14 protein-coding genes are annotated in these 14,484 nt (G+C 63.8%); 12 read left to right on the top strand and 2 right to left on the bottom strand.

Features of this window, described 5'->3' with window-relative positions; all coding sequences use genetic code 11:
- Nucleotides 1-153: 153 nt before the first annotated feature.
- Nucleotides 154-3,171 carry an isoleucine--tRNA ligase gene (gene ileS, locus CN673_RS06075; RefSeq protein ID WP_099865343.1) on the top strand — a complete coding sequence of 1,006 codons (3,018 nt, stop codon included), beginning with the start codon at nucleotides 154-156 and terminating at the stop codon, nucleotides 3,169-3,171.
- A gap of 292 nt (nucleotides 3,172-3,463) precedes the next feature.
- Nucleotides 3,464-4,120, top strand: coding sequence for a hypothetical protein (locus CN673_RS06070; RefSeq protein WP_099865342.1), 657 nt, complete (start codon nucleotides 3,464-3,466; stop codon nucleotides 4,118-4,120).
- Here CN673_RS06070 and CN673_RS06065 read toward each other — a convergent pair whose 3' ends face one another.
- Nucleotides 4,121-4,576, bottom strand: a complete 456-nt coding sequence (locus tag CN673_RS06065; protein ID WP_245409802.1) for a nucleoside deaminase — start codon at nucleotides 4,574-4,576, stop codon at nucleotides 4,121-4,123.
- A gap of 90 nt (nucleotides 4,577-4,666) precedes the next feature.
- On the opposite strand from CN673_RS06065, the gene CN673_RS06060 reads away from it, so the two are divergent.
- From CN673_RS06060 to CN673_RS06050, 3 genes are read left to right on the top strand one after another with little or no spacing between them, the layout of a single operon-like run.
- Nucleotides 4,667-6,214 (top strand): pseudouridine synthase, encoded by a 1,548-nt coding sequence (locus CN673_RS06060; RefSeq protein WP_099865341.1) that lies wholly within the window; start codon nucleotides 4,667-4,669, stop codon nucleotides 6,212-6,214.
- On the top strand, nucleotides 6,195-6,755 hold the full coding sequence (gene rsmD, locus CN673_RS06055) for a 16S rRNA (guanine(966)-N(2))-methyltransferase RsmD (RefSeq protein ID WP_099865340.1): 561 nt from the start codon (nucleotides 6,195-6,197) through the stop codon (nucleotides 6,753-6,755). The genes CN673_RS06060 and rsmD overlap by 20 nt, the downstream gene beginning before the upstream one ends.
- 7 nt (nucleotides 6,756-6,762) lie before the next feature.
- Complete coding sequence (locus CN673_RS06050) at nucleotides 6,763-7,686, top strand: patatin-like phospholipase family protein (protein ID WP_245409801.1); 924 nt, start codon at nucleotides 6,763-6,765, stop codon at nucleotides 7,684-7,686.
- On the opposite strand, the gene CN673_RS06045 is transcribed toward CN673_RS06050, so the two are convergent.
- Nucleotides 7,669-8,091 carry a VOC family protein gene (locus CN673_RS06045; RefSeq protein ID WP_099865339.1) on the bottom strand — a complete coding sequence of 141 codons (423 nt, stop codon included), beginning with the start codon at nucleotides 8,089-8,091 and terminating at the stop codon, nucleotides 7,669-7,671. The two genes, CN673_RS06050 and CN673_RS06045, sit on opposite strands and share 18 nt — an antisense overlap.
- A gap of 142 nt (nucleotides 8,092-8,233) precedes the next feature.
- On the opposite strand from CN673_RS06045, the gene CN673_RS06040 reads away from it, so the two are divergent.
- The 7 genes from CN673_RS06040 to lpxK all read left to right on the top strand — a co-directional run bounded on the left by CN673_RS06040 (nucleotide 8,234) and on the right by lpxK (nucleotide 14,459).
- Nucleotides 8,234-8,758, top strand: coding sequence for a peroxiredoxin (locus CN673_RS06040; RefSeq protein WP_099865338.1), 525 nt, complete (start codon nucleotides 8,234-8,236; stop codon nucleotides 8,756-8,758).
- Between the two features lie 81 nt (nucleotides 8,759-8,839).
- A complete protein-coding gene (locus CN673_RS06035; RefSeq protein WP_099865623.1) occupies nucleotides 8,840-10,183 on the top strand; it encodes a TldD/PmbA family protein in 1,344 nt (447 codons plus the stop codon).
- A gap of 16 nt (nucleotides 10,184-10,199) precedes the next feature.
- Nucleotides 10,200-10,994 carry a 3'(2'),5'-bisphosphate nucleotidase CysQ gene (locus CN673_RS06030; protein WP_245409800.1) on the top strand — a complete coding sequence of 265 codons (795 nt, stop codon included), beginning with the start codon at nucleotides 10,200-10,202 and terminating at the stop codon, nucleotides 10,992-10,994.
- A 75-nt stretch (nucleotides 10,995-11,069) separates the two neighbouring features.
- Entirely contained in the window at nucleotides 11,070-11,336 is a 267-nt protein-coding gene (locus tag CN673_RS06025; RefSeq protein ID WP_198585913.1) for a DUF4170 domain-containing protein, read from the top strand.
- Nucleotides 11,337-11,373: 37 nt separating this feature from the next.
- Nucleotides 11,374-12,093, top strand: coding sequence for a lysophospholipid acyltransferase family protein (locus CN673_RS06020; RefSeq protein WP_099865336.1), 720 nt, complete (start codon nucleotides 11,374-11,376; stop codon nucleotides 12,091-12,093).
- Complete coding sequence (gene waaA / locus CN673_RS06015; RefSeq protein ID WP_099865335.1) at nucleotides 12,090-13,415, top strand: lipid IV(A) 3-deoxy-D-manno-octulosonic acid transferase; 1,326 nt, start codon at nucleotides 12,090-12,092, stop codon at nucleotides 13,413-13,415. Before CN673_RS06020 ends, waaA begins: the two co-directional genes overlap by 4 nt.
- Before the next feature lie 6 nt (nucleotides 13,416-13,421).
- Nucleotides 13,422-14,459, top strand: a complete 1,038-nt coding sequence (gene lpxK, locus CN673_RS06010; RefSeq protein WP_099865334.1) for a tetraacyldisaccharide 4'-kinase — start codon at nucleotides 13,422-13,424, stop codon at nucleotides 14,457-14,459.
- Nucleotides 14,460-14,484 lie beyond the last annotated feature (25 nt).

Raw genomic sequence — 14,484 nt, 5'->3', positions numbered from 1 at the left:
CGCTGATCGGCGGTTGGCCGAAGCGGAAGGTCCGGGAGCTGCCTGCTTTCGCAACCGGTCGGGCCGCAGGTCCACAGGGCGGTGCGCATTTCTCCAGAGACGAATTACGGCCGTGGGCAATCGAAGCCGCGGCAGCATGAAAAAGCGGACATCATGAACGATCAGGCCAAAGCCGATACACAGGCATTCGACTATTCCAAGACGCTCAATCTGCCCAGGACGGATTTTCCGATGCGCGCCGGGCTGCCCAAGAAGGAGCCGGAACTCGTCGAACGCTGGCAGGAGATGAACCTTTACCGCAAGCTGCGCGAGGATGCCGCCGGACGGGACAAGTTCGTGCTGCATGACGGGCCGCCCTACGCCAACGGCAACATCCACATTGGCCATGCGCTGAACAAGATCTTGAAGGATGTCATCACCCGTTCGTTCCAGATGCGCGGGCGCGACTCCAACTATGTGCCCGGCTGGGACTGCCACGGCCTGCCGATCGAGTGGAAGATCGAGGAGCAGTATCGCGCCAAGGGCCTCGACAAGGACAATGTGCCGGTCAACGAATTCCGCCAGGAGTGCCGCGACTTTGCTGCACACTGGATTGCGGTCCAGACAGAGGAATTCCAGCGTCTTGGCATCGAGGGGGACTTCGATCGGCCGTACACCACGATGAACTTCCACGCCGAGGCCCGGATCGCAGGCGAACTGATGAAGATCGCCAAGTCCGGCCAGCTCTACCGGGGCTCAAAGCCGATCATGTGGTCCGTGGTCGAGCGAACTGCGCTCGCCGAGGCGGAGGTGGAATATCAGGACTATGAATCCGATACCGTCTGGGTGAAGTTTCCGATCACCGCTGCCGGGGCGCCGGCACGCGCCGGTGTAGACGTTGGTGCCGATGGCCGCCTGAAGGGTCCGAGCGACGGAGAGGTCTTCGAGCGCACTTCGGAATCGTCCGATCTGCTCGGCGCGCATATCGTCATCTGGACGACGACGCCCTGGACGATCCCGGGCAACCGGGCCATTTCGTATTCGCCGCGCATCGCCTACGGGCTCTACGAGGTAGCGGCTGCCGAAAACGATTTCGGCCCGCAGGCGGGTGAAAAGGTCGTCTTTGCCGACGCGCTCGCAGAAGACAGCGCGGACAAGGCGAAACTGACGCTGACGCGGCTTCGCACGGTCGACGCCAGCGAACTGGCGGGGACCGAATGCGCGCATCCGCTCAGCGGGTTCGGCGGCGGCTATGATTTCGTGGTGCCACTGGTGGCCGGCGATCATGTGACCGATGATGCCGGCACGGGGTTCGTGCACACCGCGCCCGGCCATGGCCGCGAAGACTTTGATGCGTGGATGGACCATGCCCGCGAACTGGAAGCGCGCGGCATCTCCTCGAAGATCCCGTTCACCGTCGATGACGCTGGCTTTTACACGTCCGATGCGCCGGGCCTCGGCCCCGATGCACCCGAAGGCGCCGCGCGGGTCATCGACGACAAGGGCAAGAAGGGCGATGCCAACAAGCGCGTCATCGCCGCCCTAATCGACAAGGACATGCTGTTCGCGCGCGGTCGGCTGAAGCATACCTATCCGCATTCCTGGCGCTCCAAGAAGCCCGTGATCTTCCGCAACACGCCGCAATGGTTTGTCCATATGGACAAGGCGTTCGAAGATGGCTCGACCTTGAGGACGCGCGCTGTCGCGGCGATCGACCAGACGCGCTTCGTGCCGTCGGCTGGCCAGAACCGGCTGCGGGCGATGATCGAGGATCGACCGGATTGGGTGCTGTCCCGCCAAAGGGCGTGGGGTGTACCAATCGCGATTTTCGCCGACGAGCACGGCGAGATCCTTGTCGATGAAGCGGTGAATGCGCGCATCCTGGAAGCCTTCGAGGCTGACGGCGCCGACGCCTGGTTTGCTGAAGGTGCCAAGGAACGCTTTCTTGGCAACGACCATGATCACGCCCGCTGGCACCAGGTCATGGACATCCTTGATGTGTGGTTCGATTCCGGCTCCACCCACACTTTCACGCTCGAAGACCGGCCCGACCTGAAGTGGCCGGCCGATGTCTATCTCGAAGGTTCCGACCAGCACCGCGGCTGGTTCCATTCCTCGCTTCTTGAGAGCTGCGCAACGCGTGGCCGGGCACCTTACGACGCCGTCATCACCCATGGTTTCACCATGGACGAGAAGGGCGAGAAGATGTCCAAATCCAAGGGCAATACCGTGACGCCTCAGGAGGTGATGGCCCAATCGGGTGCCGACATCCTGCGTCTGTGGGTCATGACCACTGACTATGGCGAGGACCAGCGGCTCGGCAAGGCGATCATCCAGACCAACATCGATTCCTACCGCAAACTGCGCAATTCGATCCGCTGGATGCTGGGCACGCTTGCGCATGACGAGGGCGAGGACGTTGCCCTGTCGGAGATGCCCGAGTTGGAGCGTCTCATGCTGCACCGGCTGACCGAACTTGATCGGCTAGTCCGCAAGGGTTACGACGATTTCGATTTCAAGCGCGTCTCGCGCGCGCTCATCGATTTCGCCAATGTCGAACTGTCGGCGTTCTATTTCGACATCCGCAAGGATGCGCTCTACTGCGATGCGCCGTCGAGCATTCGTCGCAAGGCTGCGCTGCAGGTCATCCGCCAGATTTTCGATTGCCTGGTGACCTGGATGGCTCCGATGCTTCCTTTCACCATGGAGGAGGCCTGGCTTTCGCGTGATCCATCGAGGGTGTCGGTGCATCTCGAGCAGTTTCCGCGCATGGCGGTCGATTGGGAGAATGCGGTGCTTGCGGAAAAGTGGCGGAAGATCCGCACCGTGCGCCGCGTCGTGACCGGAGCGCTGGAAATCGAACGGCGTGAAAAACGCATCGGCTCCTCGCTGGAGGCCGCGCCAAAGGTCTATATCGCGGACGAAAGCCTCATGAACGCGCTGAGCGGGCATGATTTTGAGGAAATCTGCATCACATCCGGCATCGAACTTCTCGCGGGGGAGGGACCGAAAGACGCCTTCCGGCTCGATGACGTTCAGGATGTCGCCGTCGTTCCCGCGGAAGCGGAAGGGCGCAAATGTGCGCGTTCCTGGCGTATCACCGACGATGTCGGCTCGGATGCGGAGTTTCCCGAGGTCTCGGCGCGCGATGCGGCTGCGCTGCGGGAACTGGCGTCGCTTGGTCGCCTCTGAGGCGCTAGGTGGTTGGCTTGGCATTGAAATGAAAAAGTCAGGACCGCCGGCAAAGGGAAGGGACGATGCATTGTCGGCGGTCCTGAATACCCCTGAAATTATGTGGGGTTTGTGTTCGCTATAACATTTGACATAGAATCCGGTTCCCATGGATTGGGCATTCATTTGCATTTTGGCCTGATTGCTCCTCCGACAGCGATCCGATAAGAGGATGCCTGGAAAACGCCGGAATTCTGGAGCAAGGGCTGCGACATCAGGCGGTCGGCCCGTCTCCGAGGCAGGGAAATTTCTGATGAAGCGTGTTGAATTGATCCGCATTGCCGCGACGGTCGCTGCGTTCGGCGCCGGTACGATGGTGCTGTCGGGATGCATGGGCAGCCCGACCTACGGCACGGACCAGACCGCAGCCGAGCAGCTCCTGGACGATCTTTCCTCGGCTGCTTCGATCCGCACGCCACAGGGCGCCGATATCGAATACCAGCCGCGCCCGGATCTGGTAACGCCGCCCGATAATGCCCAGTTGCCACCACCGCAGCCGAGCGTTGCATCGAGTGAGCAGTGGCCGGAATCGCCGGAAGAAACGCGCGATCGCCTGCGTGCCGAGGCCGATCTCTCCGGCGGACAGGCTGCAGGGTTGAACGCACCGCGCACGGGTTATACCGGCAGCAGGGCTTATCCGCCCGTCGTGGGTGGCGGAGCCGATGGCCCGCCGCCGCCCGGCTCGCAGGACACGCGCGAATCGCAGGAGCGTTATCGCGCCGCCCAGGAAGTCGCCCGCGGCAGCAATCCGACCCGCCGCAATTTCCTCAGCGAGCCGCCGCTCGACTACCGCCGGCCGGCCGAGACCGCGCCGGTTGGTGATTTTGGCGAGACCGAACGCTCCAAGGAACGGCGCCGCGAGCGCCTTGCCGAGCGGCCGGGCAATGAGCGGCGCTGGTGGCCTTTCTGATCAGCGTTTGTCCTGAAAGAAATCCTTGAGCAGTCGCATCGCCGATCGCTCGCCGATCCCCGGATAGACATCGGGCGCGTGATGGCAGGTGGGCTGATCGAAGAACCGCACGCCACTCACCACCGCGCCGCCCTTCTCGTCCGACGCACCGAAATAGAGGCGGCGAATGCGCGCGAAGGAAATGGCGGCAGCGCACATGGCGCAGGGTTCGAGCGTGACATAAAGATCGGCGCCGGTGAGCCTTTCGGCACCGCGTTGCGCGGCGGCCGCGCGGATCGCGGCGATTTCCGCATGCGCCGTCACGTCGTTGTCCGCCCGTGTGCGGTTTCCCGCCCGGGCGAGAATGACGCCGTCGAGAACGATGACGGCGCCGACCGGGACCTCACCGCGCAGGCTGGCCGCCTCGGCTTCCGCCAGCGCGATATCCATGTAGGTCAGGCGGTCGCCCCGCTGCATAAGCGTCTTACTCCCCGGCTCGCGATTTGGTAGAGCCTGCAGACAGAGATTTCGCATCGTGAACGGATGCGCCGGAAAGGCAAACAGCATATGACGCCATCAGACAAGCCCCGCTTTGCGCCGCGCAAGGCCACAAAGGATGGGGGCAAGGACAGGAAGCCATCGGGGCGGGGAGAAAAGCCGCGGCCGAAGCCCAACATGGCGGATGAGACCGGTTCGGCGCCGGAGCCCGAGCGCATCTCGAAGCTGCTCGCGCGCGCCGGCATCGCCTCGCGCCGTGATGTCGAGCGGATGATCGCCGCTGGCCGGGTGAAACTCAATGGCAAGGTCCTCGACACACCGGCAGTCAACGTGACCCTGGCAGATCGCATCGAGGTCGACGACGTCGTTGTCGACGGCATCGAGCGCACGCGGCTCTGGCTCTACTACAAGCCCGCCGGACTCGTGACGACCAACCGTGATCCAGAAGGCCGGGCCACGATTTTCGCCAGGCTGCCTGCCGACCTGCCGCGCGTGATGACCATCGGTCGCCTGGACATCAACACGGAAGGTCTGCTGCTTCTGACCAATGACGGCGGGCTGGCGCGTGTGCTCGAACTTCCGACCACGGGTTGGCTGCGCCGTTACCGCGTGCGCGCCCATGGCGATATCGATCAGGACAGATTGGACGAGTTGAAGGACGGCATCGCCGTCGAAGGGGTCCTCTACGGTGCGATCGATGCGGTGCTGGAGCGTAAGCAGGGGTCCAATGTCTGGATCACCATGGGGCTGCGCGAAGGCAAGAACCGCGAGATCAAGAATGTTCTCGGCGCGCTCGGCCTTGAGGTCAATCGTCTGATCCGTGTGTCCTACGGGCCGTTTCAACTGGCTGACATGGCCGAAGGCCACGTTCAGGAAGTGCGTGGACGGACCTTGCGTGACCAATTGGGCCCCCGATTGATCGAGGAGGCAGGCGCCGATTTCGACGCGCCGTTGGCGGCGCATGCTGCCGCGCCGGCGGCCGAAACGAAATCGCCGGCCGCAATGCGCGAAAAACGCGAAAAGCCGGCGGACCGCGCTGAGCGCGATCGTGCGCGCCTGGACACCAAGCGCGGCGATCGTCCTCGCGACCAGGCGCCGGGCGCCAAGCCTGCCAGCAAGAAGCCCGGCGGTCCGCAGCGTCGGCGCTCCGCCAATGTCTGGATCGCTCCGGGTGCCCGTCCCATGGGACCGAAACGCGCAGCGGAAAAGGCCGAGGCCGAAGCGCGGCAGGCTTCCAAGGACGAGCGCCAGAGCCGTCGGCGCTCGGGGCCCTTTACCTCCGGCGCGACCGCCAGCGAGGAGACGGCAAAGCCTTGGCGCGGACGCGCTGACGGGCCGGCACGTTCGGCGCCGGGCAAGTCATCCCGCGACAAGAGCGAACGGGGAACCGGCGCTGCGAAACCGTCGCGCACCGGCAGACCGGACGATGGCAAGCGGCCGGGCAAGCCGGCCGGCGCCAAGCGTCAGGATCAACCAACGGGCGGCAGACCGTCTGGAGGTGCGCGGGGACCGGCCTCCGACAGATCACGCGGCCGTCCCGACAAGGGCGGCCCCGGCAAGGGCGCTCCTCGTGGCGGCAATGGAAAGGGTCGAGGCGGTGCGGATCGTCGGCGGTGAGTTCGGCGGGCGCCCTCTGGCAGCGCCCCGTTCCAGGGCCATCCGGCCGACCAGCGACCGCACGCGCGAAAGCCTGTTCAACATTCTTGCTCACAGCTATCCCGAAACGGTGGCGCGGGCCCGTGTGCTGGAGCTTTTCGCCGGAACGGGCGCCGTCGCGCTGGAAGCGCTTTCGCGCGGCGCGGCAGCGGCGATCTTCGTTGAACAGTCGGTCGAGGGGCGGGCGCTCATCCAGTCCAACATCGAAAGCCTCGGCCTGCAGGGTCGCACGAAGATTTTCCGTCGCGATGCCACGGCGCTCGGTCAGTGCCAGCGCATGCAGCCCTTCACATTCGTGTTCGCCGACCCGCCCTATGGCAAGGGCCTGGGCGAAAAGGCGCTCGCTTCGGCGCTGGCGGGCGGGTGGGTCACCCCCGGAGCCCTGGTCCTGCTCGAAGAACGGTCCGATGTCCTGCCGCAGCCGGATCGTTCATTAAATCTGCTCGAATCACGTGTATTCGGAGAAACGAGCATTCACTTCTATCGCCACGAGCCTGATTGAAGCGCCAATGAGCTTGATCGATGCGAAATCGCCAATGACGCTGGAGATGGAGCGGCGCACCGCGGAGCCGACGGTGGCGGTTGCCTTTGGCGGCGGCGGGGCGCGGGGCCTTGCGCATATCCATGTCGTGGAAGTGCTGGATGAACTGGATATCCGGCCCGTAGCCATCTCCGGCGCATCGATCGGCGCGATCATCGGATCGGCCATGGCCTCCGGTATGATGGGACGGGAAATTCGGGAGTTCGCGCTGGCCACCGTCGGCAATTGGTCGGAAGTGGCTTCAAGGCTCTGGAAGCTTCGACCGCAAACGATGAAGGAAGTCTTCAGCCGTCGCAGCCAGTTCGGACGGTTCGACGTGGAGCGCATCCTTCACGGCTTTCTGCCAGAGGCGATCCCCGAAAATTTCGAGGATCTGCAGATACCGACCAAGATCATTCTGACCGATTACTACGCCCAGTGCGAGCGGGTGTGCGACTCCGGTGATCTCTACAACGCAATCGGTGCGTCGGCGGCCATCCCCGCGGTGTTTCGCCCGGTCCTGCGCGATGGCCGCGTCGTGATCGACGGTGGTATCTACAACCCCGTTCCCTATGACCATCTGCTCGGTCTCGCCGATATCGTCATCGGCATCGATGTTGTTGGTGGGCCCTGCGGCAATCCGTCGAAGATTCCGTCGCGCATCGATGCGATCTTCGGGGCCAATCAGCTGATGATGCAGTCGATCATCACCATGAAGCTGAAAAACGCCCCGCCGGACATCTTCCTGCGACCGGATGTCGGCCGCTTTCGCGTCATGGATTTTCCGCGGGCGGCTGATATCCTGGAAGCGTCGAGCCCTATCCGCGAAGAGCTGAAATGTGCCCTCGATGCCGCTTTCGCGCGCCACCGCCGGCAACAAGAGGGGTCCCGCGGATCAGACCGCGAAGACTGACGACATATCCTTGAAGCCCTTGAACTCCAGCGCGTTGCCGGACGGATCGCGAATGAAGAGCGTCGCCTGTTCGCCGGGCTCGCCTTCAAAGCGGATCTGCGGTTTCAAGATCCAGTCGATGGACGCTTCGCCTTCCAGCCGCGCGGCAAGGGTGCGCCACGCGTCCATGTCGAGGACGACGCCGAAATGCGGGATGGGAACGGCTTTGCCATCGACCGTTCCGCTGTCGCCGCCGGCCGCCGCGCCATCGGCGCGCACATGGCCCGACAACTGGTGGCCGTAAAGGTCGAAATCGACCCAGCTTTCCGACGATCGCCCGATCGCGCAGCCAAGGACGTCCCGGTAGAAGCGCCGGGTCTCTTCGATATCGCGAATGGGAAAGGCAAGATGAAATGGACGTGTCATGTCGTCGGCTCCGATTTGCTGGCGCTGCCGTCAATAGAATGTATCTCGCCCCCTGGGAAGAGATCGGCAAACAGGCAATGCTTCGCTATAGAAAAAGCGACCCGAACTGGCTTCCTGCCACACCGACATCGACGGAGACGATATGACACCCGCCCGCGTTCCCGATGCCACCTTCCATACCCGGATACGCAATGACGCGCTTGAAGGGCCCAATCCGTTCGAGTGGAAGGATCTGACGACGTCCGATCTCTTCGCCGGTCGGAACGTGGTCCTGTTCGCCGTTCCCGGCGCATTCACGCCCGCCTGCTCGGAGAGCCATCTTCCCGGCTACGAACAAAACTACGACGCGTTTCTTGCGCTTGGCATCGATCGCGTCTTCTGCCTGTCGGTCAACGACGCTTTCGTCCTGTTCCAGTGGGCCCGCAGCCGCGACATTCAGAAAGTCTTCATGCTGCCCGATGGCAACGGGGAATTTACCCGCAAGATGGGCATGCTGGTCGAGCGCTCGGGGCTGGGCATGGGCATGCGCAGTTGGCGCTACTCGATGCACGTTGTCGACGGTGAAATACGCAGGCTTTTCGTCGAACCCGGCTTCAGGGACAATCCGCCCGGCGTTGGCGTCGAAGTGTCGGACGCGCAGACGATGCTGGGCTATCTGAAGGGCTGAGCCAGCGCGGTGGCTTGATGCTGATCGCTTCCGGCCATACATCAGGCGCAGAGAAAGGCAGGCCTCATGACATATCAGGATATGCGTGCATTCGATGCGCGCACGCTCGAAACGGAGGCTGAACGCCTCGTCGAGCTTGCAAAAGCCGCTGGCGCGGATGCGGCCGACGCGGTGGTGGCACGGGGCCGCTCGACTTCTGTCACGGTGCGCCTTGGCGAGGTTGAAGGCACCGAAGCCTCCGAAAGCGACGATTTCTCGCTGCGTGTGTTCGTCGGAAAGCGCGTCGCCAGCGTCTCCGCCGGCAAGGGCTTCGACGCCAGGGAACTGGCCGAGCGCGCCGTTGCGATGGCAAGGGTCTCGCCGGAAGATCCTTTCGCCGGGCTGGCTGACGAGGCCGATCTGGCGCGCACGATAGAGGATCTGGACCGTTTCGATCCAACTGTCGTCACGGCCGCGCAACTGACCGAGGCGGCATTGGCCATGGAAGCGGCGGCGCGCGCTGTCCCTGGCGTCACCAATTCCGCGGGAGCGAGCGCCTCTGCGGGCATGGGCGGCATGGTGCTTGTCACCTCGCATGGGTTTTCAGGCTCATATCCGGGATCGCGCTTTGGACGGTCCGTTAGCGTGATTGCGGGCGAAGGAACCCGCATGGAGCGGGACTACGATTTCGACAGCCGGCTTTTCTTCGATGAACTCGATGATCCGCAGGAGATCGGCCGACGTGCCGGTGAGCGCACGGTTCGCCGCGTCAACCCGCGCCAGGCCGATACGGGCCGCAACATCACGGTTGTCTTCGACCCGCGTGTTGCGCGCGGCTTCCTGGGGCACGTCGCTTCCGCGATCAACGGCACGCCGGTGGCCCGCAAGACAAGCTTTCTGCGCGACCGGATGGGCCAGGCGGTCATGAGCCCGACGGTCACGATCACGGACGATCCGCAGATCAGGCGCGGGCCGGCCTCCAGGCCATTCGATGGCGAAGGCGTCAAGGGCAGCCGTCTTGAGATGATCAAGGACGGTGTTCTGCAGCATTGGTTCCTCTCCACCTCCACGGCGCGCGAACTCGGTTTGAAGACGAATGGGCGCGGGGTCAGGGGTGGCAACAATGTCAATCCGGCATCGACCAATCTCGCGCTCGAGCCTGGCGATATCACACCCGAAGCTCTGATCCGCTCCGTCGGCACAGGTTTCTATGTCACCGAGCTCATCGGCCAGGGCGTGGACATGGTGACGGGCGAATACAGCCGCGGCGCCAGCGGGTTCTGGATCGAGAACGGCGAATTGGCTTACCCCGTCTCCGAGGTGACGATCGCCTCCAATCTCAAGGAGATGTTCATGCGGGTGACGCCGGCCGACGACATCGACCGGAAGTTCGGCACCGCCGCGCCGACCATCGCAATCGAGGGCATGACGCTTGCCGGACGCTGATCGACGTCAACGGATCTTGGATGACGATCTCGATCTCATCCTGGCGGCAGGTGTCGAGGCCGGCGACATCGCCATGCGCCATTTTCGCCGTGATCCGGAGGTCTGGTACAAGAACAACGGCACCTCGCCAGTATCGGCCGCCGATGTGGCGGTCGATACGTATCTCAAGGACGTCTTGCTTTCCGCGCGGCCGGAATTCGGCTGGCTGTCGGAGGAGACGTTCGACGCCGCCGATCGCCTGACACACGACAGTGTATTCGTCGTTGACCCGATCGACGGCACGCGGGCCTTCATTCAGGGCGATGAGACCTGGTGCGTCAGCATCGCCGTCGTGCGTGCCGGCGTTCCGGTTGCCGGCGTTCTGGTCGCTCCGGCACTTGGCGAGACTTTCGCCGCTGGCACCTCCGGTTCTGCCACGAAGAACGGTGTTGCCTTGCCCATCGGTCTTCTTGCTCCTCAGGAAACGTTGCGGTTTGCCGCGCCGACGGCGTTGATCGACGGTGTTGCCGATGCGGTCGGCCGTCCGGTGCAGCGCATGCCGCACGTCCCGTCGCTTGCCTACAGGCTCGCGATGATCGCCGACGGACGGCTCGATGCCACGCTGGTGAAGCCGCGCGCGCGCGATTGGGATATCGCCGCTGCGGATCTGATCCTTCGTCGGGTTGGCGGAGGCGTCACGACGCTCGGCGGCGAGGAAATCGTCTATAACCGCCAGCAGACCGATCATGGAATCCTGGTCGCCGGCATCGGAGAATTGATGCCGGGTCTGGCGCGTACGGTCGAACGTCTGCAGGAGCGGGCAACGGGCTGAGCGCGCGCCGCGGCCGCCATTGACCTTTCAGCTGAATTGTCCCAAACCCCGCTTGGTTTCTCACATGAGAGGATTGTGTCGATGGCTGGCGAAGAAAACAGGCAGCTTCTCCATCTCGTTTTCGGTGGCGAGCTCGTCAACCTGAAGGAAGTCCGCTTCCGCGATCTGGAAAATCTTGACGTCGTCGGTATCTTTCCCGACTACCAGTCGGCGCACACTGCCTGGAAAGCCAAGGCGCAACAGACGGTCGACAACGCCCACATGCGCTACTTCATCGTCCACATGCACCGGCTTCTCGATCCCGACACCGAGACGGTGACCGCCGTGAAATCCACAATCTGACCTTCCATTGTCTTTGTCGAAGCACAGGCGCACTGGGATGAAGGCGACAGTTGCGCCCCTGGGAAAGCGCATCTTGCGGTCGGATCTGTTCCAGACAATCGCCGCGCGTGTTCTCTTTTCCTATCTGTGGCTGGCCTTCAGGACGAACCGCCCCGTTGCCGGGTCGCAGGACCTGGCGGAGATCGCGCAGCGGGAAGGACCGTTGATCATCGCGCTCTGGCATGGCCAGCAGATGTTGGTGCAGTTCACGCGCCCTGCTGGCGAGAAGGTTGCAGGTCTCGTCTCTCGCAGCGCCGATGCGGAGATCAACGCCAGGGTGCTCCTCCTGTCCGGCAACGAGGTCGTGCGCGGCTCCGGTGGCCGGGTGCGCGCGGCGACGGAACGCAAGGGCGGCGTCAAGGCTCTCATCGCGCTCAGGAATGCGCTGCGCCGCGGTCGCCATGTCGTGATGATCGCGGACATTTCGAAGGGCGCGCCGCGACAGGCTGGTGAGGGCATCGTGCGTCTTGCCAAAATATCCGGCAGGCCGATCGTGCCACTCGCGCTTGCCACAAGCCGGCACCACATTGTCGAGAAAGCCTGGGACCGGATGACCATAAATCTGCCGTTCGGGCGCCGTTGTGTGAAGATCGGTGCGCCGATTCGCGTCTCGCGCGATGCCGATGAAGCTGCGCTGGAAAGCGCTCGACAGGCGGTGACGGCAGGTCTCGACCAGGTCACGAAGGACGCCTACGAAGCAGTGGAGAGCAAAGGATGAGCGAGCGCTGGGCCCGCACGGCGCTGACCGGCTATCGATGGCTCGGTGGCGCGATCTATCCATTCGTCGGTGGCTATCTGTCGATGCGCGCGGCGAAGGGCAAAGAGGAACATTCGCGAAGGCGTGAGCGATACGGCTACCCGAGCGCCGCGCGGCCGGTCGGCCCGCTCGTCTGGTTTCACGCTGCAAGCGTCGGAGAGACATCGGCCGTCATTCCCCTCATCGAGGAAGTTGCCGCGCGCGGCATCTCGGTGGTGCTGACGACCGGCACCGTAACCTCCGCGACGATTGCAAGAGACCGGTTGGCGCCTGAAATCATTCACCAATACGTGCCGCTCGATCTCAAGACGGCGGTGTGCCGCTTCCTCGATCATTGGCAGCCCGATCTGGCGATCATCGCTGAATCGGAAATCTGGCCGATGACGATCCTTGAACTGGGCGCGCGCCGCATTCCGCAGGTCCTCGTCAATGGCCGTCTGTCGGATCGCTCCTTCGCGCGCTGGAGCCGCCGCTCGAGCATTGCCGAAGCGCTGCTGGAGAACCTGTCCCACGTCGTCGCACAGACCGATGTCGACGCCGAACGGTTTCGCCGGCTCGGCGCGCGGCCGGTGACCGTTTCCGGCAATCTCAAGGTCGACACAAACGCGCCGCCATACGATCCCGCCGAACTGGACGTGTTGAAGAGCCAGATCGGTGCGCGGTTGACCTGGGCCGCGATCTCCACCTTTCAGGGCGAAGAAGAGATCGCCGCCGACGTTCATGAATTCATCCGGCCGCATCACAAGGCCCTGACGATCATCGTGCCGCGCCATCCTGAGCGCGGCGACGACGTGGAAGCGATGCTCACCGCGCGCGACCTGACCGTCGCGCGGCGCTCGCGCGGCGATGTGATCAATTCGCAAACCGACATTTTCCTCGGCGATACGATCGGCGAGATGGGGCTCTATTTGCGTTTGACCGAAGTCGTTTTTGTCGGGCGGTCCATGGCAAGCGAGGGCGGTCAGAATCCGCTCGAACCGGCCATGCTCGGCTGTGCCGTGCTGTCCGGTCGAAACGTGCAGAATTTTCGCGAGACCTATCAGCGCCTTTTGAAGAATGGCGGCGGGCGGATCGTGCGTGACGCCGAAATGCTGCGCAAGGCGGTGCACTATCTGCTGTCCAACCACAAGGTGCGCGGGGAGATGATCAGGGCCGGTGCCGCCACGGTCAATGACATGCGCGGCGCGCTGGCCCTCACGCTCAAGGCGCTTGAGCCCTATATCAACCCCCTGACCGTGAAGGCGCGCCTTCATGCCTATGATCGGGAGAAGCAGCAGGAGTAAGCGGCAATGGTGAGCGAGGCGCCGCCTTTCTGGTGGCAGGAGTCCGACTGGCGTGCGCGGGGCCTGTGGCCCTTTGCCTGGGCCTATGGACAGGTGGCACGCACACGTATGGAGCGCGGCCGCCGCGAACGGCTGCCGGTGCCGGTGATCTGCGTCGGCAATTTCACCGTCGGCGGTGCCGGCAAGACACCGACGACGCTCGCATTGGCTGAAGCTGCCCGCAAGAAGGGCAGGAAGCCCGGCATCCTCTCGCGCGGCTATGGTGGCACGATGGATGGCCCGGTGCGGGTCGACCCATCACATCATCGGGCGAAGGATGTAGGCGACGAGCCCATGCTGTTGGCCGAGCGGGCGCCCACCGTGATCGCAAGCGATCGTGTTCGCGGCGCACGCGCCTTGCTCGGCGAGGGCGTTGACATGATCCTCATGGACGACGGCTTCCAGAGCGCACGGATTGACAGCGACTATGCCCTGCTCGTCATCGACGCGGCTCGTGGCATCGGCAACGGCCACATCATTCCGGCCGGCCCGGTGCGCGCGCCCGTGGCCGACCAGATTCGACACGCCACGGCCCTCTTGACCGTCGGATCAGGCGGCGCGGCAGGAGCGATGGTGCGCAGCGCGGCGCGCGCCGGCAAGCCGGTCCACGAAGCCCACATCGTGCCAAGGGACGGCCAGCGCTTTGCCGGCAAGCGGGTCTTCGCTTTTGCAGGAATCGGCGATCCCGGACGCTTCTACCGAACGCTGACGGATTGCGGCGCGCAGGTCGTCCGGCACCGCAATTTCGGCGACCACCATCCATTCGTGGACGAAGAGATGGTCGAACTGATGAAACTTGCCGATGCTGACGACCTGCAACTGGTCGCGACGGAAAAGGATGTGGTCCGCCTGCGCGGCCTGCATGGCGAGGCTGAAAGGCTCGCCGCTCGCACCTGGCCGCTCGCGATCGAGATGGTCTTCGACCAGCCGGCTGTTCCCGCCTCCATCGTGGACAGGGCGGTCGCACGCTTCAAGGAAAAGCAGTTGAACGGCGAGCGGGGATAGCGTTTGAGGGTGCCCAATGCACGGG

The organism is Neopararhizobium haloflavum, assembly GCF_002750855.1.
Classification (GTDB): Bacteria; Pseudomonadota; Alphaproteobacteria; order Rhizobiales; family Rhizobiaceae; genus Georhizobium; species Georhizobium haloflavum.
The sequence above is the reverse complement of the archived record's forward strand: the minus strand, read 5'-3'. Positions and strand labels throughout refer to the sequence as shown.

Excerpts from the sequence above, each read along its gene's own strand:
- ileS (WP_099865343.1), top strand. The coding sequence starts at position 154 with ATGAACGATCAGGCCAAAGCCGATACACAGGCATTCGACTATTCCAAG.
- CN673_RS06070 (WP_099865342.1), top strand. The coding sequence starts at position 3,464 with ATGAAGCGTGTTGAATTGATCCGCATTGCCGCGACGGTCGCTGCGTTC.
- CN673_RS06065 (WP_245409802.1), bottom strand. The coding sequence starts at position 4,576 with ATGCAGCGGGGCGACCGCCTGACCTACATGGATATCGCGCTGGCGGAA.
- CN673_RS06060 (WP_099865341.1), top strand. The coding sequence starts at position 4,667 with ATGACGCCATCAGACAAGCCCCGCTTTGCGCCGCGCAAGGCCACAAAG.
- CN673_RS06050 (WP_245409801.1), top strand. The coding sequence starts at position 6,763 with ATGAGCTTGATCGATGCGAAATCGCCAATGACGCTGGAGATGGAGCGG.
- CN673_RS06045 (WP_099865339.1), bottom strand. The coding sequence starts at position 8,091 with ATGACACGTCCATTTCATCTTGCCTTTCCCATTCGCGATATCGAAGAG.
- CN673_RS06040 (WP_099865338.1), top strand. The coding sequence starts at position 8,234 with ATGACACCCGCCCGCGTTCCCGATGCCACCTTCCATACCCGGATACGC.
- CN673_RS06035 (WP_099865623.1), top strand. The coding sequence starts at position 8,840 with ATGCGTGCATTCGATGCGCGCACGCTCGAAACGGAGGCTGAACGCCTC.
- CN673_RS06020 (WP_099865336.1), top strand. The coding sequence starts at position 11,374 with ATGAAGGCGACAGTTGCGCCCCTGGGAAAGCGCATCTTGCGGTCGGAT.
- waaA (WP_099865335.1), top strand. The coding sequence starts at position 12,090 with ATGAGCGAGCGCTGGGCCCGCACGGCGCTGACCGGCTATCGATGGCTC.
- lpxK (WP_099865334.1), top strand. The coding sequence starts at position 13,422 with ATGGTGAGCGAGGCGCCGCCTTTCTGGTGGCAGGAGTCCGACTGGCGT.